Source organism: Microbacterium phyllosphaerae (assembly GCF_017876435.1).
Taxonomy (GTDB): domain Bacteria; phylum Actinomycetota; class Actinomycetes; order Actinomycetales; family Microbacteriaceae; genus Microbacterium; species Microbacterium phyllosphaerae.
Window position 1 is genome coordinate 2363776 of the sequence record NZ_JAGIOA010000001.1, and the last position, 20338, is coordinate 2384113.

Below are 20338 nucleotides of genomic sequence, written 5' to 3' on the forward strand. Positions count from 1 at the left end.
TGGCGCGTTCAGCCGGCCAATGTCGCCAGGGCGAGATCGGCGCGGTCCGAGACGATTCCGTCCACACCGAACGCGACGAGCCTGCGCATGTCGTCCGAGTCGTTCACCGTCCACACGTGCACTTCGGTGCCGTGCGCGTGTGCGGACCGGAGGAGAGCAGGGGTGAGGATCCTGAGTGCGCCGTGCCGTTCGGGAATCTGAAGCGCGTCGATGTCGCGCAGCACCCGCGCGGGGGAGAGGCGGAGAGCCGAGAGCCCGCGCACGGCGGCGATCGTGCGGCTGCCGCCCGAGGTGGCCGGTCGCAACGCTGCGCCGGCTCGGAGGACCGCGGCGACGGTGGCTCGACGGTTCGCATCGGAGAAGCTCGTGACGAGGACTCGCTCCGTGTGATCCACGAGGATCGGGCCGAGCAGGTGCGGCGCATCCGCCGTCTTGACGTCGATGTTGAAACGCGCGGTCGGGAACGAGGCGAGCGCGTCCGCGACCGTGAGGAGACCGCCGTGATCGGCGAAGATGAGGGCGAGCTCGCGTGTGCGCACCTCGCTGACCGCGCGGGGATCCCCGGCGAGGCGTTGCAGCGTCGAGTCGTGGAAGAGCACGACGTCTCCGTCTGCAGTCACCTGGCAGTCGGTCTCGATGTACTCCGCGCCCGCCGCATGCGCCGCCGCGAAGGCGGCCGCGGAGTTCTCCCACACACCGGAGTCCTCACCCGCCGCAGTGACAAGACCGCGGTGAGCGAGGACTCGGGGGTGACGTGCCTTCTCGAAGTACGGGTGCGTCACGCGCCGGGCAGGTTGGTCGGTGGCTGCCCGGGCTTCGGCGTGAACGCGCTGCCGATCCCCTTGAGGGCTTCGGTCAGCTCGCTCGGAATGATCCAGAGCTTGTTCGACTGTCCCTCGCTGATCTTCGGCAGCATCTGCAGGTACTGGTAGGCCAGCAGCTTGTCGTCCGGTGCACCCTGGTGGATGGCGGTGAAGACGTTCTGGATGGCCTCGGCCTCACCCTGAGCGCGCAGGACCGCCGCTTGCTTGTCACCTTCGGCTCGCAGGATCTCGGCCTGCCGCGAACCCTCTGCCTCGAGGATCGCGGACTGCTTGGTTCCTTCGGCCGTGAGGATCGCTGCTCGGCGATCACGCTCTGCGCGCATCTGCTTCTCCATCGAGTCCTGGATGGAGATGGGCGGATCGATCGCCTTGAGCTCGACACGCCCGACGCGGATTCCCCACTTGCCGGTGGCCTCGTCGAGAACGACGCGCAGCTGGCCGTTGATGTTGTCGCGGCTGGTGAGTGCCTCTTCGAGGTTGAGGCCACCCACGACGTTACGGAGTGTGGTCGTGGTGAGCTGCTCGACGGCGCCGAGGTAGTTCGCGATCTCGTAGGTCGCGGCCCGGGCATCCGTCACCTGGAAATACACCACGGTGTCGATCGAGACGACGAGGTTGTCTTCCGTGATCACCGGCTGCGGCGGGAACGACACGACCTGCTCGCGCATGTCGATCAGCGGACGCAGCCGATCGATGAAGGGGACGAGGATGTTGAGTCCCGGCATGAGCGTCTTGTGGTACCGACCGAGGCGCTCGACGACACCTGCCGTCGCCTGCGGGATGATGCGGATGGATCTGGCCAGCGTGACCACCACGAAGATGATGATCGCGATGACGAGGATCCACCCGATCGCAGCGGGGATGAACGATGCGTCGTCCAAGAGGTTCTCCTAGTCGTTGACGGGACGGACGGTGGCGGTCGCGCCGCTGATCGCGACGACCGCGATCGGGGACCCCTGCGGGATGGGCACGGGTCCGGCGGTGCGGGCTGTCCAGGTGTCGCCGTTGCTGAGCTTCACCTGGCCGGTGATCTGGGTGATGTCCTGAAGAGCGGTGCCTCGTAGTTCGAGGAGTGCATCGACGTTGGACTTCGTCGGGTCCTCGCCCCTGTGCAGCCGCTTGATCAGCGGTGGGCGCAGGAACAGGATGAACAGTGCTGCGGCCGCCGCGGCTATCAGGACCTGCACCCAGACGGGGATGCCGATGAAGTCGGTGACGAGTCCGACGGCGCTTCCGAAGCTGAGCATGAGGAAGGTGAAGTCGAGCGTCAGCATCTCGATGACGAGGAAGATGGCGATCAGGACCAGCCACCCGATCCATGCCCATTGGTCGATGAACTGAACGAATGTCGCGAAGTTGTCCATGCGGCCTCCTTTGCGGTCAACCTATCACGCGCCATCGGTCGGGTCTCGGGCCGCGGAGGCCGCCTTGATAGTCTGGAGGCGCCGTGTCATCACGGCGTTTCACGCATCAGAGGAGTCACCGTGACCGACGTTCTTCCCGCAGGATCCCTCGAGGGCAAGGTCGCCCTCGTCACCGGTTCGTCCCGAGGCATCGGCGCTGACACGGTCCGCTATCTCGCCGAGGCAGGCGCCGACGTCGTGATCAACTTCCGCAACAAGGCCCCGCGCGCCGAGAAGCTCGCCTCTCAGCTGCGTGAACTGGGTCGCCGTGTCCTCGTCGTCGGTGCAGACCTCACCGACCCCGCATCCGTCGCCGAGATGTTCGACGCCGTGAAGGCGGAGTTCGGACACCTGGACGTGCTCGTGCTCAACGCATCCGGCGGCATGGAGTCCGGCATGGCCGAGGACTACGCGCTCCTCCTGAACCGCGACGCGCAGCTCAGCGTGCTCGATGCGGCCACGCCGCTGCTCACCGAGGACGCGCGCGTGGTGTTCGTCACGAGCCACCAGGCGCACTTCATCCGCACGACGCCCACGATGCCGGAGTACGAGCCGGTGGCACTGTCGAAGCGCGCGGGGGAGGACGCCCTCCGGGAGCGCATCCCGGGCCTGGCAGAGAAGGGGATCGGCTTCACCGTCGTCTCCGGCGACATGATCGAGGGAACCATCACGGCGACACTCCTCGAGCGTGCCAACCCCGGCGCGATCGCCGAGCGCCGCGAGTCCGCGGGCAAGCTCTACAACGTGTCCGAGTTCGCAGCCGAGGTCGCACGCGCCGCGGTCGACCCGGTGCCGACGGACAACACGCGTCTCGTCGGCGACGTGAGCGCCTTCGCTGCCGAGTGACCCGCTGACACAGAAAGAGGGCCCCGTCCTGATGGACGGGGCCCTCTTCCTGTCTGCTGTCAGTTCGCGGTGTCGGCGTTGACCGACGCGACGAAGTTCTTCGCGTCCTTGCCGAGCGTGATCGCACGGACGATCTGAACGATGCCCAGGACGACCAGCGAGATGCCGAGCACCAGCCACAGGACGGCGGCGGCGTAGAGCGGCGAGAAGAGCACGACGATACCCGCGATGATGCTGAGCAACGCGTACAGGAGCGTCCAGACGCGCGAGCCGTCCTGTCCGAGCAGCGACAGGGCGACCACGCCGTCGACGATCCAGCTGATGCCGATGAAGATGACCACGACGAGCGCGAGTGTCGCTGCGGCGACGCCCAGGTTCGCGAAGGCGATGACGCCGGCGACGATGTAGAGCAGGCCGAGCACGATGTGTCCGGCGCGAGCCCAACCGCCCTTGACCTTCGAGAAGATCCCGAGGCCGATGTAGACGAGACCGGCGACGACGAGGTAGGACGCGAAGATGGCGGTGACGATCACCGCGGACTTGAGCGGCCAGACGAGCAGGATGATGCCGGCGATCAGTGCGATGACTCCGGATACCGCCAGGACGACCCGGATGGATTTGAAGAGCGACTTCGCTTCGGAAGCGAGGGGAGTGGCCATGGTGGGGGACCCTTTCTGAGAAATTCCTGTGAGGGATGATCACAGAGTAGCGCTGTCCGGGTGGGGATGGGGGAGCGAGTCCTCCGCGGTATCTCAGAAGCACATACCGCGTGATGAAGCGTCATGGCAGGATCTATTCGTGACTCCTGACGACGACGCCCGTCTCCGCGAGCTCGTCGTCATGCGCAAGGTGCGCGACCGTATCGACCGCGAGTACGCGAAGCCCCTCGATGTCGAAGCACTCGCGAAGGGGGTGCACATGTCGGCAGGTCACCTCAGCCGTCGATTCCGAGAGGCATACGGCGAGTCTCCGTACTCCTATCTGATGACCCGTCGGATCGAGCGGGCCATGGCGCTGCTGCGCCGAGGCGACCTCTCGGTCACGGAGGTGTGCTTCGAAGTGGGGTCCTCGTCGCTCGGCACCTTCAGCACCCGATTCACCGAGCTCGTCGGTGTCTCACCCAGCGTGTACCGTGAACGCGCGACCAACGTCGACGGCATCCCGACGGTGCACGCGAAGCAGGTCATCAGACCGATCAGGAATCAAGAAGCACCCCGCACCGACGCACATCTAGCCTGAACCCATGAAGATCAGCATCCACTACGCATTCCTTCCGCACACGGATGCCGAGGCAGCCCTCGGCTTCTATCGCGACGCCCTCGGCTTCGAGGTGCGCAACGACGTCGGCTACGACGGGTTGCGATGGCTCACCGTCGGCCCCGAGAATCAGCCCGAGACGTCGATCGTGCTGCATCCGCCGGCAACCGACCCGGGGATCACCGACGCCGAGAGGCAGACGATCCTCGAGCTCATCGCGAAGGGCAGCTACACGGCGCTCACCCTCGCGAGCGACGACCTCGACGGGCTCTTCGAGCGCTTGGTCGAGCAGGGTGCCGACGTCGTGCAGGAGCCCATGGATCAGCCGTACGGAGTGCGCGACTGCGCCTTCCGCGATCCCGCAGGCAACCTTCTCCGCATCAACCAGGCCGGCTGACACCGGCTGAGAACACTGAGGACCACCATGACCCATGTCGCCGACGGACACGACCTCATCCGCGTTCAGGGAGCCCGCGAGAACAACCTCAAAGAGGTCAGCGTCGACATCCCGAAGCGTCGTCTGACGGTGTTCACGGGAGTCTCCGGCTCCGGCAAGAGCTCGCTGGTCTTCGACACCATCGCGGCGGAGTCGAGGCGGATGATCGACGAGACCTACAGTGCGTTCGTGCAGGGCTTCATGCCGTCCGTGCCTCGCCCGGACGTCGATGTCCTGGAGGGGCTGACGACGTCGATCATCGTCGATCAGGAGCGGCTCGGGGCCAACCCCCGGTCGACCGTGGGGACGGTCACCGACGCGAACGCGATGCTGCGCATCCTCTTCAGCAAGCTCGGTCAGCCCTACATCGGAGGACCGACGGCGTTCTCCTTCAACATCCCCACGCAGAAGGCCAGCGGTGTGATGACCGGGCCCGGCGGTGAGAAGAAGATCGTCAAGGATGCAATCTATCTCGGTGGCATGTGTCCCCGGTGCGAGGGCAGGGGAGCGGTATCAGACCTCGACCTCGCTCAGATCGTCGACGAGTCGAAGTCGCTCGATGAGGGCGCCATCATGGTGCCCGGGTACACGGCCGACGGCTGGATGGTCAAGGGATTCTCCGCGTCAGGCTTCTACCCGGCGGACAAGCCTGTGTCGTCGTTCACCGAGAAGCAGCGGCACCTGTTCCTGTACGGCGAGGTCACGAAGGTCAAGATCTCGGGCATCAACATGACCTACGAGGGGCTCATCCCGAAGATCACGAAGTCGATGCTCTCGAAGGACCTGGATGCCCTGCAGCCGCACATCCGCGCCTTCGTCGAGCGCGTCGCCACGTTCGCGACCTGTCCCGAGTGCGACGGGACCCGCCTCACGGAGGGCGCGCGCTCGTCGAAGATCGCCGGCATCAGCATCGCCGACGCCTGCCGGATGCAGGTGACCGACCTCGCCGCGTGGGTTGCAGGTCTCGAGCTGCCCGGCGCAGCGCCTCTTCTCGAGGCACTGAGCGCCAATCTCGACGCATTCGTCACTCTCGGGCTCGGATACCTGAGCCTCGAGCGTCCGTCCGGCACGCTGTCCGGGGGAGAGGCGCAGCGCATCAAGATGCTCCGCCACCTCGGTTCGTCGCTGACGGATGTGACCTATGTGTTCGACGAGCCCACGATCGGGCTGCACCCACACGACATCCAGCGCATGAACACGCTGCTGCTCCGCTTGCGAGACAAAGGGAACACGGTGCTCGTGGTCGAGCACAAGCCCGAGACCATCGCGATCGGCGACCATGTGGTCGACCTGGGCCCCGGCGCGGGAAGCAAGGGTGGCGAGATCTGCTTCGAGGGCACCGTCGACGGACTCAAGGCCAGCGGCACCCTCACGGGTGAGCACCTCGACGATCGAGCAGCCCTCAAGCCCTCCGTGCGCACGAGCGACGGGGCGATCGAGGTGCGCGGCGCCACGGCGAACAACCTGCAGGATGTCGACGTCGACATCCCGACGGGTGTCCTGACAGTCGTGACGGGTGTCGCGGGTTCGGGCAAGAGCTCGCTCATCCACGGCTCGGTCTCGAAGCGCGAGGGTGTGGTGGCGATCGATCAGGGGGCGATCAAGGGCTCGCGTCGCAGTAACCCCGCCACATACACCGGGATGCTGGAGCCGATCCGCAAAGCGTTCGCGAAGGCCAACGGGGTCAAGCCGGCTCTCTTCAGCGCGAACTCCGAGGGCGCCTGCCCGACGTGCAAGGGCGCAGGCGTCATCATCACCGAGCTCGGGTTCATGGACACGATCGAGACGCCCTGCGAGGACTGCGGCGGCAAGCGCTTCCAGGCCGCTGTGCTCGAGTACAAGCTCGCGGGCAAGGACATCACCCAGGTGCTGGATCTGCCCGTGTCCGAGGCGCGTGTCTTCTTCTCCGAGGGCGATGCGAAGCTGCCTGCCGCTGCGGCCATCCTCGCGCGGCTCGAAGATGTCGGACTCGGCTATCTCTCACTCGGCCAGCCCCTGTCGACGCTGTCGGGTGGTGAGCGTCAGCGGATCAAGCTCGCCATTCAGATGGGGGAGAAGGGCGACACGTATGTCCTCGACGAACCCACCACAGGTCTGCACCTCGCCGATGTCGAGAACATCCTCGGACTTCTTGACAGGCTCGTGGAGTCCGGCAAGACCGTGATCGTCATCGAGCATCATCAGGCGGTGATGGCGCACGCCGACTGGATCATCGACATCGGGCCCGGCGCGGGTCATGACGGTGGACGCGTGGTGTTCGAGGGGAGCCCCGCAGACCTCGTGGCGGCGAAGTCGACGGTGACTGGGGAGCACCTCGCCGCCTACGTGGGCGCCTAGGTCGGGGCCCGATCAGGCGACGTCGGAGAAGGCCGTGTCCGTCAGTCCTTGCGGGCGACGATCGTGAACGTGCAGGGGATGAGGTTTCGCTCAGCCTCCGGCCACGCGTAGCCGCGGGGGACCTCGACCATTCGGGGGCTGAACCGCCACGGGAGCGTTCGTCCCTCATCGAAGTGGACGAGACGAAGGCCTGCGCGAAGCAGTGCGCCGAGGATCTCGGACAGAGGGTGCGGCCACTCGTACGTCCTCGAATGCGCGACCGTGCCGTCACCCGCATAGGTGGACTCGTCGTCCCACTGCTGCGCGCGGCCGTCTCCGAAGTACGGGTAGCGCGTCGTGAGTTCCTGCGCATCCTCGTCGAGGGCGAGAAGTGCGGGATGCCCGTCGCGGATGAAGAACGTTCCGCCCGGACGCAGCAGTGCGACGATCTGAGCTGCCCAGCGATCGAGGTCCTCGAGCCAGCAGATCGTGCCGATGCTCGTGTACACGACGTCGAAGTCGCCCGACACCGCGCTGCGCGCGTCGAGAACGTCCGTTTCCACCCAGGTGGCGGCGACCTGCGCGCGGTCGGCGAGCGCGGCCGCGACGCGCAGCGCGGGCGTTGAGAAGTCGACGCCTGTGACGACCGCCCCGGAACGCGCCCACGAGATCGTGTCGGTGCCGATGTGACACTGCAGGTGGCACAGGTCGAGCCCGGTGAGAGTGTCGCCGGGCAGGAATCGGCTGAGCACAGGCAGGTCGTCAGTCACGACGTCACTGATGTGCGTCGTGTCGTCGAACGCATCCAGCCCGTACGCCGCTTCGTGCAGTGGCACGCGGTCATCCCAGTTCTGGAGGTTGGCTCCGCGTGCGGCTTCCCAGTCGATCTCGACGTTGCTTCCGTTCACGCCTCGAGCCTAGCGAGGCCTCCGTTCGGCATGAACACGGTAACGCCGATAATGCACATTATGTCAGAACAGGCGGAAAGCGACTCCCCTCCGCAGGGCTCTGCTGAGCAGAAATGTCCTCGCTGATGATCCTCTCTGCACGGGCGACGCCGTCATCCGGTCGGTACTCGACCATGTCTCCTGGTGGGTGATGGCATGGTCCCGGTCAATCGTGAACGACACCGGTGCGCCGTCGCGCAGCTCGAAGTCACCTGCGCAAGCCGATCTCACTTGGGGTCTCTCAGTTTTCGCACGGTGAGGCGACCTGCCCGGTGCGTCGAAGCGAGAATCGCGGCCTGGGTAGGTGAGCGGCGAGCCGGTTATCTCTGGGACTGCCGCAGTATCGAGTGCCGACGGCTCTGAACGTGTAGGCGCCCGTCTGGGAGGACTGGCGCCGTCACCACTCCCCCAGTCAAGTTCTCAGATTCTGGAGGCGGTGACGTGCGAACCACGGCACAACCGCCTCCGTCAGCATCGAGGACAGCCGAACTCGCGTGCTCCGGTTCTGACGTCACCGAAAGTGCTGCCTGTGATGTCGCGTCGTCCGCGAGTCCTATCGAGGCCCCAGAGCGGGTTCGCGAACCGGAACGACGTCCGCGGTGTGGAATTGAAAGACGAGACGTGCTGGCACCGTGCCGGCGAGCACCTCCTCAACCGAGGAGTTCACGCTCTGAAGTTCGCGTGTCTCGGTGACCACCCGAGTCCTCCCTGCGGCATGCAGCGCGAACACCTCGGCGAGGTCCTGTCTGGTTCCGACGATCGAGCCGATGATACTGATCCCCTTCAAGACGGTGTCGAAGACCGGCACGGTCAGCTCCCCTCCGGCTGGCAGCGAGACGAGCACCAGTCTGCCTCCGCGATTCAGCGAGTCGAATGCCTGGTTGAAGACTGCAGGCGCGACGGCGAGGACCACGACGACGTCGGCTCCGCCGAGATCCCGGATCGCCTGAACCGGATCCGTCTCCCGCGCGTTGATGACATCGTCCGCGCCGAGGGCTATGGCCAGGTCGAGCTTCTCGGCAGTGACATCCACCGCGACGACTTTCGCGCCGACCAGGCGTGCGTACTGGACCGCGAGGTGCCCGAGTCCACCGACACCGAAGATGGCGACTGTCTCTCCGGGTGTGACGCGTGCATTCTTTATCGCCGCATAAGTCGTGACTCCGGCACAGGTGAGAGGTGCGGCGTCGAGGGCGCTGACGCCGTCAGGAACGGGAGTGGCGAAGCGCGCGTCGGCGAGCATGTACTCGCCGAATCCTCCGTCGACGGCGTAGCCGTTGTTGTACTGGTGTTCGCAGAGGTTCTCTCGGCCGCTGACGCAGTAGCGGCAGTCACCGCACGCGTGGCCGAGCCAGGGCATCGCCACGCGCTGGCCGATCGTCCGGGTGGTGACGCCGCTTCCGATCTGCTCGATGATCCCCACGCCTTCGTGGCCCGGGACCAGAGGCAGGTTCGGCTTCACGGGCCAATCTCCGCGCATCGCGTGGATGTCGGTGTGACAGAGTCCGCACGTTTCCAAGCGAACCAGGACCTGGCCGGCACCGGGCTGTGGGATCGGACGCTCGTCCACGTGCGCCGGTGAACCGAACTCTGAGACAACTGCTGCTCGCATCATTCCTCCTTGACGGGATGGGTACGCTCGAAGTCTTTCGCTGTGCAGGCGCACTGGTCGGGTCGAAGGTCCTTCGCCGCAGCGTCGACGAAGCTGCTGATCTCATGTATCAGGCCGACATCGCGTGCGCAGCTGCATGGTGCTCCGTGATCTGAACTTGCTGCTCTTGATCGGGCACCTGAGCCGGCCACCCCATCTCCCGTTCGATTCGGAGTCTGAGAGTGTCCGCTGCGGAAGGTTCGCCGTGGGTGACGTATACGGCCTGGGGCGGATGAGGAGCACGCTTCATCCATGCGATGAGCTCGTCGGCATCCGCATGAGCTGACATCGCATCGATCATCGCGACCTCGGCCCGGATCGGCACATCGTTACCGAAGATCCGGAGAGACCGTTCCCCCGCAAGAAGTCGAGCGCCGCGTGTGCCCCCGGCCTGACAGCCGGTCAGGACGATGGTGTTGCGGTGCTCGGGTCCGCAGGCGCGGAGATGGTGCAAGATTCGTCCGCCGTCGAGCATCCCGCTCGCGGAGACGATGATCATGGGACCGCCGCGCCTGGCGCGTAGTCGTGGCGTTCACGTGTGCACTCGTGTCGATGGGCCTGTCAGTGCCCGCGCGGTTGCCGCAATCTCACGGCCCCAGCGCAGTGCGCGGTCATGCTGGTCCGGGAGAAGACGACTGTCCTTGTCCACGAGGAAGCTCTCCGCTGCGAGAACCTCGCGCAGCCCGTGCTTCTTCAAACGCTTCCCGATCGCGGATGACGCAGCACCGGTGAAGATGCGTGGCATGTCGACACGGGTATCGAATGCCACGTAGCCGTGTCGTGCGGCGGGCGGTAGCTCGATCCACTCTCGGACTCCTGTGGTCAGACTCCCGCTCTCGAGCGCCAGGTGCCTCGAGGGATTGAGCGCCCATCGTTCGGCTTCTGTGCGTGATGCCGGGCTGCTCAACGAGTGTGCGTGGGTGGGAGCTCCCACCACGAGGACATCGCATTCTGGGAGCGCGGCTGCTTTCGCGACGGGCACGACGGAAACCGGCATGTGCTGTTCCCGGATGCCGTCCGCGATCGTTTCCGCGATGAGACGAGTGTTCCCGAACAGCGATTCGTAGACGATCGTGATCATCGGCCCCGGGCTGGGTGAGCTGGTCGCTGTCACGATTCCTTCTCCTCGCGCTTCAGAGCGGTGATGTCGATGGGCCGGGTCGGCGGGAGTGCCAGGTCAGCGGGGCCCACCTGCAGCGGTGGAAGGACGGCGAAGATCGAGTTGTTCATAGTGCTCCTTCAGCGATGTGATTTTCCCTCCTTCCAACGTTTCCTCTCACGAACTCGCCGGGCAGGGCCGAAGGTCCCCCGGCGAAATGGTGAGGCCAGGACCTTGGGCCCGGGCCTTCTGCGCCACAGAGGGCTGACGTTCGACGAATGACTATGGGAGCGCGGGAGGTCAACACAGCCGACGTCGATCAGGCGACTGCGATCGATCGATTCGCGGGAGCGTTCGGCCGAGCCGACGGACGCCTGATCACGGCCGGGCGCGACCTTCCCACGCTTCCGTTGCAAACACAGCAGCTTGGGTGCGGCGTTGCATGCCGAGCTTGGCGAGGAGCCCGGAGACGTAGTTCTTGACGGTCTTCTCGGCGAGGCCGAGGTGCTCACCGATCTGACGGTTGGTGAGCCCCTCCGCGATCAGCGTCAGCGCTTGGCGTTCTCTGAGAGTCAACTCCACCGCTGGCGATCGAGCTTCCGCTACTCGAGCCTCGAGCTTGCGGTGCACGCCATCGGAGACGTCCGTGGGGATGAGGTTCTCTCCCCGCGCCGCACGATGGATCGAGTCGACGAGGTCCGTTCCGCGGATCGTCTTGAGCACGTATCCGGATGCACCTGCAATCACCGCTGCGATGCTCGCAGCGTCGTCGTCGAAGGCTGTCAGGATGAGGCACCGGATCTCGGGGTGGTCGGATCGAATGAGTCGGCACAGATCCACCCCGTTGCCGTCCGGAAGGTTCACATCGAGGACGACGATGTCCGGAAGCGTCGCTGAGACACGGCCGCGAGTCCCCTGCACCGTGCCGGACTCCCCCACAACCTCGAGACCCGGTTCCGCGTCGATGATCTGGGCGATGCCGCGGCGAACGATCTCATGATCGTCCACGAGGAAGACCCGGGTCATGAGGCTGCCTGCGACGTCGATCCGAGCGGCACGCGCCAGCGTACCCGTGTGCCACCTGTGCTTCGCCGCTCGATCTCGCACGTACCACCATGCGCTTGTGCTCGCTTGCGGAGGTTCGCAGTACCGCTGGACCGCGGTAGTTTTTCGCGAACGCCGACTCCGTCGTCTTCCACGAGAACCGTGACGAGCGACGCTGTGACGGAGACGCTGACCTCCGCGCTGTCCGCGTGGGCGTGACGAGCCACGTTGCTAAGAGCCTCTCGCACCACCGCGATGACGTCTTCCGCGAGTCTGCCGGTCACCAGCAGATCGACCGGGCCAGCGAAAGCGATTCGGGGTGGACTCTGGAGCAGCGGCGCGAGTTCATTCGCGATATCGATGAGTCGGTGTCGAACGGATTCGGGGTCAGAGGTCTGAAGAGTGAAGATTGCCGTACGGAAATCGGCGATCGCAGCGTCGATCTCTGCCACCTGCGCACTAATGGCGACAGCGTGCGCAGGCAATCGTGCGGCAAGCGCCTGTAACCCTAACCCTGTCCCGAACAGGCGCTGGATGACATTGTCATGGAGATCTCGGGCGATACGAGCGCGCTCTTCGATGAGATCCAACCTCTGGCGATCAACACGGGCCTGGGCGAGCGCGAGGGCGAGCCCTGCCTGCGCTGCGAATTCCGCAAGGGTGGAAAGGTCCTCGGGCGAAAACCGACGACCACTCTCATTGCGCGTCACACAGAGCGCACCGACTGGTGCACCGGTGACGATGAGTGGCACGGCCACCGTGGATCCACCCTTGGTTTGCAGCTCGTCCGACAGAATCCCGAGGATTCCATCGGCTACCACGACACCTCCGCCGGAGATCGCCGCTGAGATCAGGGAGTTACTGGCCGGCACCTCGACCCCCTCAAGAGTTGCGGCGCCGAGCCCGCGCGCAGTCTCTACGCGGTACTCCCCCGAGAGCGGGTCAGAGACGACGATGCAGACCATGTCGACGTCAACCAAAGTCGCCACGCGTTCGGCAAGAACGCCGAACACGTCTCCCGCATCGGGAGACAAGAGTGCAGCATTGATCTCAGCGAGTGCGCCGCTCAGCCGCTGCAGCCTCCGTGACTCCTCGAAGCGTCGCGCGTTGTCAATCGCGATCGCCGCTGTCGACGCGAGGGCGAGCACGAGCTCCTCGTCCTCTTCCGAAAACGAGCCCGCGGCTGGGTTCGTGAGATACAGGTTTCCGTAGATTTCGTCTCGTACGCGAATGGGTACCCCGAGAAAGCTGCGCATCGGAGGGTGATGTGCGGGGAACCCGACCGACCGCGAGTCTTCTCCGAGATCGTCAAGCCGAATGGGATGTTCGCTCTCGATGACTGCCCCAAGGATGCCCAGCCCCTCCGGTAGATGGCCGATCTGGTGGGCCAGTCCCTCCTTCATGCCTACATGGATGAATTGCTCGAGACCTCCGTCGCGGTCGATGACGCCGAGCGCGCCGTACTGCGCTTCCACGAGGTCGACGGCTGCTTCCGCGATATGACGGAGCACATGCTCCAGTTCGAGGTCCTCCACGACGGCCTGATTCGCGCGCAGAAGGCTTCTCAGTCGTCCCTGATCCGCAAGGACGAGATGGGCACGATCCAGCAACTCCCCGATCGTTTTCTCTAGGTCCGCTTGTTTCTGGTCAGGCACTTGGAGGTGATCGTCGGCCATCACATTTCCCTTCCGGCCTCCCGCTGCTGATGACACTACTCGCACACCGCGCCCGGGGGACCTTCGACTCTGCGCCGCGAGTGAAGCGAGTCGCAACATGGGATGAATGCCCGATCTGATCTGCGAAGGCGATGCACGCATGCCCGCTCGATATGTACTTGGCGTCGGCGATTCCGACGCGGCTGCCGCAGGACGGTGGGCAGAGTCCCACGCCCGCCGTGATGGCATTCCGCTGGTGCGAGTGCACGTCGGTGGTGGCGTTACGGAGCAAACGCCTGCTCACAAGGTCGGCACACAGGAAATGGACATCGTCCATATCGGTGGGCGGGTTCCAGAAGCGCTCGCTCGCTTCGTGACCGCCGATGACGTTCTGGTCATCGGTACGGGCAAGACCGGCTTCATTCACAGTCGTGTCTTCGGCTCTGTGAGTCTGCAGATCGCCGCCGAGGCGCGCTGCTCTGTGGCGGTTATCCCGATGATCGATCTACGGTTCCGACGCGGAATCGTCGCCGGCGTGAAGGACGACGATCTCATGACTGCTATCATCCGCGCTGCCGCCGGTGAGGCCAGCGCTCGCCAGGAGCCGATCGAGCTCATCCATTCGTTTTTCAGCGGGGTGATTCCTGCCATGGTCGAAACGCGGGCCACCATCGCGGCTCGTGTCGCTGCCCTGGAGAGCCTGGTTGATGCGGGCACAAGGGTTCGAACGCGCTACACGCAGCGACCGCCCGCAGAGGCACTGCTCGACGCCTCGCGCAACGCCGCACTCCTCGTCGTAGGGGCAGGGCACCCAAGTGGCGCCGGGCACGCGCTCGGCGCTGTGACGCACGACGTCCTCGTGAATATCGATGCCCCTGTCCTCGTCGTGCGGCGCACTGCCGCCGACCGTACCTCACCGGAATCGGCCCAGAATTCATGAGCGACAACGCAAACACTCCGCCCGTAGTCGTCGGGGTAGACGGTTCCGCATCGTCGGTTGAGGCGCTCATCCGCGCCGCGACGATCGCGACAGCACTCCGCGCACCATTGGAAGCGGTCATCGCGTGGACCTACCCGGTGATGCTGGGTCTTTTCGACCCGAGCTCCGACTGGTCGCCGAAGGCAGAGGCGGAACGCCTGCTAGAAGACGCGATGCAGGAGGCCTTTCAAGGATCCCCTCCGGAGCGGTTCAGCCGGTCTGCCGTTCCCGGCCCGGCCGCTGCCGTACTGCTCGAACAAAGCGATCGCGCCACCATGCTCGTCGTGGGAAGCCGCGGACGCGGCGGATTCGCGAGGCTCTTGCTCGGTTCGGTAAGCGCCGTCTGTGCGTCCCACGCGCAATGCCCGGTTCTGATCGTGCATACGCCGAACGGGTCGGTCGGCTGACGTTCATATGGGCAGGGGTGGTTTGCCCGAAGCACCACCCCTGCCCACGTCCCCCCTCTGCGCCGCCCTTCCTCGTTCGCCAGGGCCCCACACCCTGCGAACGGTGAAGCCCCATGAGAGGCGGCTAACCGCGACCCTTTCGGGTGCGGTGGCGGAGCGTCGACGAGTTATCCGCCCCACGGCGGGAGGTGCGGGATGGGCTGCGGCTTATCGGCCGTCCGTGCCCCGGAAGCACCTTGATCGACATGCTCGTCACGTGCGCGCCTGCCCGAAGTGGAAGCGGATGGGACGTTCCTCCGCGTCGAGGATGGGCTGCGGACGGGGAAACGGCGGCCCGTCACTGTGTCGGGCACGAGACGCACGTAGTTGTGCTTCGCCGTGGGACTGTCGGATGCAAGCGTGAGAATGCCGGATGCTTCGATGTCAGCATCGGTGTCCATGCGCGTCGCGTTACCCCGGATCACGATGCTCCACTGGAACGCGCCATCCACCCCGTCGATCTCGAGAGCAACGTCCGGATGCCCGGCAAGGCTTCGCAGCTTGGCCCCGGGCGCCGATTTCATGAAGACGCTGCCCTCATGCACGAGGTAGTTGAGGGGAAACAGATCAGGGCGTCCGTCGATGCTCTGAATCGCAAGCCGACCGAGCGAGTTCGCCTCGACCAGTTTCCAACAAGCGGCTGTTCCGATCTCCTCCACACCGGCTGACGCGGCCGTCTCCGGCGCGGTCGGTGGCTCCCGGTAGTACGGGTTGGGGTCATCATTCGCCATGGTGGGTCTCCTGAGCATCGGGTCCTCGGATCAGCCGCCGACGTGTTCTCGTCGGCGGTCTAGACGCGTCCAGTCAATCGCCAACGCGCCCCTGTGAGCAGGGTCGAAAGTCCCGAGGGCGAGTCGCCGCGGAGTTGTACTCTGTGGTTACCCGTCAGTGTGAGGGGATCGGAGGACGACATGTTCCGGATCGTTCTCGTAGACGATCATGAGATGGTGCGGCGCGGGATCGCGGATCTCCTCGAGACGCAGTCTGATCTCAGCGTCGTCGGTGAAGCAGCAACGGTTCACGATGCACGAGAGGTCGTCGCCGCGACTCTGCCGGATGTGGCGGTCTTGGACGTGCATCTCCCCGATGGCAGTGGCATCGATCTGTGTCGCGAGATCCGCCAAACGCACCCACAGGTGCAGTGTCTGATATTCACGGCATTCGATGACGACGATGCCTTGTTCGCCGCCGTTCTCGGAGACGCGGCCGGCTACCTGATGAAGACGCTCCGAACCGATGAACTACTCCGCTCGATCCGTGCTGTCGCGCAGGGCCAGCGACTGATCAAACCCTCGATGGTGTGCCATGTCACTGGCACCGTCGATCGTGCCGACACTGCTGATCCTCGCTTCGGTGCTCTGAGCATGCGCGAGAAGGAGGTCCTCGCCCTCATCGCTGAGGGGCTCTCCAACCGGCAGATCGGCGACCGCCTCGGTCTCGCGGAGAAAACCGTCAAGAACTACGTCTCATCTCTGTTGAACAAACTGGGTCTCGAGCGACGCACACAGGCGGCGGTCCTGCAGGCCGAAAGAGCGAGCCGCGCGTTCGATCATCGCGCCCCGTAGGTCCTTCCCTCTGTTACCGGGCGCGAACGTCGATGCGGTTGTCCACGTATGTCACGTATGGTGAGGCCCAGGCCGCGTCTGCCGCTTGACTCTTCTCCGGCCAGGAGCGCACGGTGCCGGTGAGGATCGCCGTGGTCCCTTCAATCGCGACGGAGACCGCGTTCGCATCCACGGCCGCGTTCCGGAGTATGGCACCATGAATGCGGTCTTCTGCATCCGCTGCCGATGGTCGTGCACTCAACGTGATCAGGCTGTTGACATTCATGACCCCCCTGAGGTGTTGTACTGCGCGCTTCGCTGACCGGCGTTGATGGTCCCATTCGACCTCCCCCATGAGCGTGACCTCTCCCTCTTCGATCACCGCTTTGACCGTGATCGGCACGTTCGCGGCGGCGTGGAGCGCGTGATCGACTTCCCTGGCCACGTCGGTGTCCGTGATCTGCGCGCCGTCCATCGGCCGCACGACGATGTCGTCGACCAGGGTGCTCACGCCACGGACGCGGAGAGCCGCGTGCTTCACCGCCAGGCGCTCCGAGTAGGTGTTCACCTCACCCGACAGGGCAACCGCGCCATCCGTCACAGCCACTCCGATCGCCGCGTCATCGAGACCCGGTGTCCATTGCAGCTCCTGAGAGACAGCCCTTTGGACATCTCGATCGTCGATGTGTTCTGTCGTGTTCATCATCCTGTTCCTTTCGACCGCTCTTCGTCGCGGGCCTCACCACTTGGCTGTGGCTCTGCCTCCGGCTCCGGCTCGCGCCATTCCCAGTTCCTGATCTCAGGCGCGTCTTCTCCGTGGAGCCGCGTGTAGGCCCGCGCTCGCACGCGCGAGTCCTGCATCTCCTGACGCAGGGCGGCCTCCCGGGGTCCCAGGCCGGGCACATGGTCGATCACATCCATCACGAGGTGGAAGCGGTCGAGGTCGTTCATCATCACCATGTCGAACGGGGTGGTCGTCGTTCCTTCTTCGATGTACCCGCGGACGTGGAGCTGGTCGTGGCCGCGTCGCCGGTACGTCAGACGATGGATCAGCCAGGGGTAGCCGTGGTAGGCGAAGATCACGGGGCTGTCGGTGGTGAAGATCGCGTCGTATTCTCGATCTCCGAGACCATGCGGGTGCTCCCCCTCGGTCTGCAGGCGCATGAGGTCGACGACGTTCACCACACGCACCTTCAAGGAGGGAAGTCGCCGGCGAAGGATGGATGACGCCGCGAGGACCTCCAAGGTCGGTACGTCGCCCGCTGCGGCGAGCACCACATCGGGTTCCTCGCCGGCACGTTCGGAACCCGCCCAGTCGAAGATGCCGAGCCCACGGGTGCAGTGCTCGATCGCCGCATCCATCCCGAGCCAGTTCGGCGCGGGCTGCTTTCCTGCGACGACGACGTTGACGTAGCCACGTGAGCGCAGACAGTGGTCGTAGGTCGACAGGAGGGTGTTCGCATCGAACGGGAGGTACACGCGCACGACGTCGGCCTTCTTGTTGACGACATGGTCGATGAATCCCGGGTCCTGGTGCGAGAGTCCGTTGTGATCCTGCCGCCAGACGTGTGAGCTGAGCAGGTAGTTCAGGGAGGAGATCGGCCGCCTCCAGGGGATGCTCCGGGTGGTCTTCAACCACTTGGCGTGCTGATTGAACATCGAGTCCACGATGTGGATGAACGCCTCGTACGAGTTGAGGATGCCGTGGCGTCCCGTCAGCAGGTACCCCTCGAGCCAGCCCTGGCACTGATGTTCACTGAGCATCTCCACGACCCTGCCGGAGCGTGCCAGATGATTGTCGGCATCCATCGGCAGCGACTCCGCGTTCCACTGTTTGTCTGTCACCTCGAAGACGGCATCAAGTCGATTGGATGCTGTCTCGTCGGGACCGAAGATGCGGAAGTTCGCGGGGTTGGCCGTGATCACGTCACGAAGCCAGCCTCCGAGGACGCGGGTGGCCTCGCTCACCGTGGCGCCGGGGCTGGGCACGTCGACGCCGTACTCGCGGAAGTCCGGGAGTCGCAGTTCTTTCCTCAGCAGCCCGCCGTTGGCCACAGGGTTCGCACTCATACGGAGCTCTCCGACTGGACCGAGCGCCGTCACCCACTCAGCCACTGCACCGTTCTGATCGAAGAGCTCTTCCGGCCGGTACGACAGCAGCCACGAGCGAAGCAGCGCTGTGTGCGCTTCAGTGTCACGCGCGTCACGGAGAGGCACCTGGTGTGAACGCCAGTTGTTCTCCGCCGGATGTCCGTCGATCTCGCGCGGACATGTCCACCCTTTCGGCGTGCGCAGGATGATCATCGGCCATGCCGGCCGGGTGCGGAGAACGCCGGCCGTGGCATCCGCTTTGATCTGTGCGATGTGGTCGAGCACGTCATCCAGCACGATCGCGAAACGGCGATGTACGTCCATCGGGTCCTCACCATCGAACCCGCCGGAGACGAGATACGGAGTGTGCCCGTACCCACGCATGAGGGAGAGCAGCTCCTTCTCGGGGATACGTGCGAGCACAGTCGGGTTGGCGATCTTGTACCCGTTCAGGTGGAGAATCGGAAGAACGACGCCGTCGTGAAGAGGATCGAGGAACTTGTTCCCGTGCCAGCTCGTCGCCAGCGGCCCCGTCTCCGCCTCGCCGTCTCCGACGACTGCAGCGACGAGAAGGCCAGGGTTGTCGAACGCGGCGCCGTACGCGTGAGAGAGGGAATAGCCCAGTTCCCCACCCTCGTGGATCGACCCGGGCGTCTCCGGCGCCACATGGCTCGGGATCCCTCCGGGGAACGAGAACTGGCGGAAGAGACGGCGCAGTCCGTCCTCGGAGCGGTCGATGCTGTTGTAGACCTCGCTGTAGGTGCCGTCCAAGTAGGCGTTCGCGACCATCCCCGGTCCCCCATGTCCTGGCCCGGCGATGTAGATCGTGTGGAGAGAGCGTTCCCGGATCACTCGGTTGAGGTGGGCGTAGATGAGGTTCAGCCCCGGGGTCGTTCCCCAGTGCCCGAGGAGTCGAGGCTTGATGTGCTCAGGTCTGAGAGGCTCGCGGAGAAGCGGGTTGTCGAGAAGGTAGATCTGCCCCACGGACAGGTAGTTCGCTGCCCGCCACCAGGCGTTCAGACCCTCCAGGGTGGACGCAGAAGGCTGGTCTCCGGTTCCTAGCGGCCAAGAGGATGTGGTCGCGACGTCGACCGCGATCTCTGTCTGCGCGGGAGAGGAAGTCCGAGATGCGTCCATGCACGCAGTCTCGCCCGGGGACAGTCGCGGGATAGAGCCGAAGGTCCCTCGCCCGTGTCGATGCAGCCCACGCGATGACGGGACCTTGGTCCCCCGGGTCGCTGAGGCCCCCGTGCACGATGAGAGCGAGACAGGAACCTCTCCGGACGGGAGAATCATGACCGAGATCGAACGCTCGCCGACACGACAGCTGACCGAGGACGAGTGCTGGGACCGTCTCGCCCGAGCCCCCTACGGACGGATCGCCTGCGGTGCGGCGGGAGAGATCGACATCTTCCCGATCAACCACAAGACCGACGGTCGAACGATCATCTTTCGAACCTCAGCAGGCACGAAGTTGCTCGAGCTGACCATCCGCGCGGCCGTCGCCTTCGAGATCGACGGTTACGACGAGCATGAAGCCTTCAGCGTGGTGGTGAAAGGGACCGCCCAGGAATTCGACCGCGACGCCGACGTGCTCGCGGCAGAACGACTGGGTGTGCACCCATGGGCCCCGGAAGAGAAAGACCGCTGGGTACGGATCGATGCATCCGAGGTTCGCGGCAGGGTCTTCGATCTTGAGGCGCAGAGCGCGCCCTGAGCCCTCGAGGGCGAGGGTTCCGCCGCACAGTAGAACCGACGAAGTTCTGCTCCGTGTGACCTTTGGCCCAGTGGCCTGAAGCG

Annotated in this window: 21 protein-coding genes; 8 read left to right on the plus strand and 13 right to left on the minus strand. The window is 65.0% G+C overall.

Annotated elements, in window-relative coordinates:
- Positions 1-8 precede the first annotated feature (8 nt).
- The 3 genes from JOF42_RS11075 to JOF42_RS11085 are packed head-to-tail and all read right to left on the minus strand — an operon-like array spanning position 9 to position 2188.
- Positions 9-782 (minus strand): glycerophosphodiester phosphodiesterase family protein, encoded by a 774-nt coding sequence (locus tag JOF42_RS11075; protein ID WP_210097904.1) that lies wholly within the window; start codon positions 780-782, stop codon positions 9-11.
- On the minus strand, positions 779-1705 hold the full coding sequence (locus tag JOF42_RS11080; RefSeq protein WP_210097905.1) for an SPFH domain-containing protein: 927 nt from the start codon (positions 1703-1705) through the stop codon (positions 779-781). The genes JOF42_RS11075 and JOF42_RS11080 overlap by 4 nt, the downstream gene beginning before the upstream one ends.
- Before the next feature lie 9 nt (positions 1706-1714).
- Entirely contained in the window at positions 1715-2188 is a 474-nt protein-coding gene (locus JOF42_RS11085) for an NfeD family protein (RefSeq protein WP_210097906.1), read from the minus strand.
- 120 nt (positions 2189-2308) lie between these two features.
- On the opposite strand from JOF42_RS11085, the gene JOF42_RS11090 reads away from it, so the two are divergent.
- Complete coding sequence (locus JOF42_RS11090; RefSeq protein WP_210097907.1) at positions 2309-3073, plus strand: SDR family oxidoreductase; 765 nt, start codon at positions 2309-2311, stop codon at positions 3071-3073.
- 59 nt (positions 3074-3132) lie between these two features.
- Here JOF42_RS11090 and JOF42_RS11095 read toward each other — a convergent pair whose 3' ends face one another.
- The gene (locus tag JOF42_RS11095; protein ID WP_210097908.1) at positions 3133-3732 is read right to left on the minus strand and encodes an HdeD family acid-resistance protein; all 600 of its coding nucleotides are present in this window, start codon (positions 3730-3732) and stop codon (positions 3133-3135) included.
- Positions 3733-3913: 181 nt separating this feature from the next.
- Here JOF42_RS11095 and JOF42_RS11100 point away from each other — a divergent pair, with 181 nt between their 5' ends.
- Genes JOF42_RS11100 through JOF42_RS11110 form a run of 3 tightly spaced genes read left to right on the plus strand, consistent with a single transcriptional unit; the run spans position 3914 to position 7103 of the window.
- Positions 3914-4312, plus strand: coding sequence for a helix-turn-helix transcriptional regulator (locus tag JOF42_RS11100; protein WP_210099173.1), 399 nt, complete (start codon positions 3914-3916; stop codon positions 4310-4312).
- A 4-nt stretch (positions 4313-4316) separates the two neighbouring features.
- Entirely contained in the window at positions 4317-4727 is a 411-nt protein-coding gene (locus tag JOF42_RS11105) for a VOC family protein (RefSeq protein ID WP_210097909.1), read from the plus strand.
- A 27-nt stretch (positions 4728-4754) separates the two neighbouring features.
- Positions 4755-7103: an ATP-binding cassette domain-containing protein gene (locus tag JOF42_RS11110; RefSeq protein ID WP_210097910.1), complete on the plus strand. Its 2349-nt coding sequence runs from the start codon at positions 4755-4757 to the stop codon at positions 7101-7103.
- Between the two features lie 41 nt (positions 7104-7144).
- Here the strand turns inward: JOF42_RS11110 and JOF42_RS11115 are convergent, their stop codons facing one another.
- The 6 genes from JOF42_RS11115 to JOF42_RS11140 form a co-directional block, all read right to left on the minus strand.
- Positions 7145-7990 carry a class I SAM-dependent methyltransferase gene (locus tag JOF42_RS11115; RefSeq protein WP_210097911.1) on the minus strand — a complete coding sequence of 282 codons (846 nt, stop codon included), beginning with the start codon at positions 7988-7990 and terminating at the stop codon, positions 7145-7147.
- A gap of 592 nt (positions 7991-8582) precedes the next feature.
- Complete coding sequence (locus JOF42_RS11120) at positions 8583-9641, minus strand: zinc-dependent alcohol dehydrogenase (RefSeq protein WP_210099174.1); 1059 nt, start codon at positions 9639-9641, stop codon at positions 8583-8585.
- A gap of 109 nt (positions 9642-9750) precedes the next feature.
- Complete coding sequence (locus JOF42_RS11125; RefSeq protein ID WP_210097912.1) at positions 9751-10179, minus strand: MBL fold metallo-hydrolase RNA specificity domain-containing protein; 429 nt, start codon at positions 10177-10179, stop codon at positions 9751-9753.
- 33 nt (positions 10180-10212) lie between these two features.
- Entirely contained in the window at positions 10213-10761 is a 549-nt protein-coding gene (locus tag JOF42_RS11130; protein ID WP_210097913.1) for a flavodoxin family protein, read from the minus strand.
- A gap of 396 nt (positions 10762-11157) precedes the next feature.
- The gene (locus JOF42_RS11135) at positions 11158-11805 is read right to left on the minus strand and encodes a response regulator (protein ID WP_210097914.1); all 648 of its coding nucleotides are present in this window, start codon (positions 11803-11805) and stop codon (positions 11158-11160) included.
- On the minus strand, positions 11802-13499 hold the full coding sequence (locus JOF42_RS11140) for a GAF domain-containing sensor histidine kinase (protein ID WP_210097915.1): 1698 nt from the start codon (positions 13497-13499) through the stop codon (positions 11802-11804). Before JOF42_RS11140 ends, JOF42_RS11135 begins: the two co-directional genes overlap by 4 nt.
- A 106-nt stretch (positions 13500-13605) precedes the next feature.
- On the opposite strand from JOF42_RS11140, the gene JOF42_RS11145 reads away from it, so the two are divergent.
- Together JOF42_RS11145 and JOF42_RS11150 are read left to right on the plus strand one after the other, a co-directional pair.
- On the plus strand, positions 13606-14418 hold the full coding sequence (locus JOF42_RS11145) for a universal stress protein (RefSeq protein WP_210097916.1): 813 nt from the start codon (positions 13606-13608) through the stop codon (positions 14416-14418).
- Positions 14415-14864: a universal stress protein gene (locus JOF42_RS11150; protein WP_210097917.1), complete on the plus strand. Its 450-nt coding sequence runs from the start codon at positions 14415-14417 to the stop codon at positions 14862-14864. Before JOF42_RS11145 ends, JOF42_RS11150 begins: the two co-directional genes overlap by 4 nt.
- A 167-nt stretch (positions 14865-15031) precedes the next feature.
- Here the strand turns inward: JOF42_RS11150 and JOF42_RS11155 are convergent, their stop codons facing one another.
- Complete coding sequence (locus tag JOF42_RS11155) at positions 15032-15634, minus strand: pyridoxamine 5'-phosphate oxidase family protein (RefSeq protein WP_210097918.1); 603 nt, start codon at positions 15632-15634, stop codon at positions 15032-15034.
- A gap of 180 nt (positions 15635-15814) precedes the next feature.
- Between JOF42_RS11155 and JOF42_RS11160 the strand changes: the two genes are divergently transcribed.
- Complete coding sequence (locus JOF42_RS11160) at positions 15815-16468, plus strand: response regulator (protein ID WP_210097919.1); 654 nt, start codon at positions 15815-15817, stop codon at positions 16466-16468.
- Between the two features lie 13 nt (positions 16469-16481).
- On the opposite strand, the gene JOF42_RS11165 is transcribed toward JOF42_RS11160, so the two are convergent.
- Positions 16482-17153 (minus strand): BON domain-containing protein, encoded by a 672-nt coding sequence (locus JOF42_RS11165; RefSeq protein WP_307803589.1) that lies wholly within the window; start codon positions 17151-17153, stop codon positions 16482-16484.
- Complete coding sequence (locus JOF42_RS11170) at positions 17150-19675, minus strand: phosphoketolase family protein (protein WP_210097921.1); 2526 nt, start codon at positions 19673-19675, stop codon at positions 17150-17152. Before JOF42_RS11170 ends, JOF42_RS11165 begins: the two co-directional genes overlap by 4 nt.
- Positions 19676-19832: 157 nt before the next feature.
- Between JOF42_RS11170 and JOF42_RS11175 the strand changes: the two genes are divergently transcribed.
- Complete coding sequence (locus JOF42_RS11175; RefSeq protein WP_210097922.1) at positions 19833-20255, plus strand: pyridoxamine 5'-phosphate oxidase family protein; 423 nt, start codon at positions 19833-19835, stop codon at positions 20253-20255.
- Positions 20256-20338 lie beyond the last annotated feature (83 nt).

Bases quoted from the DNA above. Each gene is read 5' to 3' on its own strand.
- JOF42_RS11135 (WP_210097914.1), bottom strand. From the start codon at position 11,805: ATGACCCGGGTCTTCCTCGTGGACGATCATGAGATCGTTCGCCGCGGC.
- JOF42_RS11175 (WP_210097922.1), top strand. From the start codon at position 19,833: ATGACCGAGATCGAACGCTCGCCGACACGACAGCTGACCGAGGACGAG.
- JOF42_RS11160 (WP_210097919.1), top strand. From the start codon at position 15,815: ATGTTCCGGATCGTTCTCGTAGACGATCATGAGATGGTGCGGCGCGGG.
- JOF42_RS11145 (WP_210097916.1), top strand. From the start codon at position 13,606: ATGCCCGATCTGATCTGCGAAGGCGATGCACGCATGCCCGCTCGATAT.
- JOF42_RS11170 (WP_210097921.1), bottom strand. From the start codon at position 19,675: ATGGACGCATCTCGGACTTCCTCTCCCGCGCAGACAGAGATCGCGGTC.
- JOF42_RS11155 (WP_210097918.1), bottom strand. From the start codon at position 15,634: ATGGCGAATGATGACCCCAACCCGTACTACCGGGAGCCACCGACCGCG.
- JOF42_RS11150 (WP_210097917.1), top strand. From the start codon at position 14,415: ATGAGCGACAACGCAAACACTCCGCCCGTAGTCGTCGGGGTAGACGGT.
- JOF42_RS11085 (WP_210097906.1), bottom strand. From the start codon at position 2,188: ATGGACAACTTCGCGACATTCGTTCAGTTCATCGACCAATGGGCATGG.
- JOF42_RS11120 (WP_210099174.1), bottom strand. From the start codon at position 9,641: ATGCGAGCAGCAGTTGTCTCAGAGTTCGGTTCACCGGCGCACGTGGAC.
- JOF42_RS11125 (WP_210097912.1), bottom strand. From the start codon at position 10,179: ATGATCATCGTCTCCGCGAGCGGGATGCTCGACGGCGGACGAATCTTG.
- JOF42_RS11110 (WP_210097910.1), top strand. From the start codon at position 4,755: ATGACCCATGTCGCCGACGGACACGACCTCATCCGCGTTCAGGGAGCC.
- JOF42_RS11130 (WP_210097913.1), bottom strand. From the start codon at position 10,761: ATGATCACGATCGTCTACGAATCGCTGTTCGGGAACACTCGTCTCATC.
- JOF42_RS11105 (WP_210097909.1), top strand. From the start codon at position 4,317: ATGAAGATCAGCATCCACTACGCATTCCTTCCGCACACGGATGCCGAG.
- JOF42_RS11095 (WP_210097908.1), bottom strand. From the start codon at position 3,732: ATGGCCACTCCCCTCGCTTCCGAAGCGAAGTCGCTCTTCAAATCCATC.
- JOF42_RS11140 (WP_210097915.1), bottom strand. From the start codon at position 13,499: ATGGCCGACGATCACCTCCAAGTGCCTGACCAGAAACAAGCGGACCTA.
- JOF42_RS11100 (WP_210099173.1), top strand. From the start codon at position 3,914: ATGCGCAAGGTGCGCGACCGTATCGACCGCGAGTACGCGAAGCCCCTC.
- JOF42_RS11165 (WP_307803589.1), bottom strand. From the start codon at position 17,153: ATGATGAACACGACAGAACACATCGACGATCGAGATGTCCAAAGGGCT.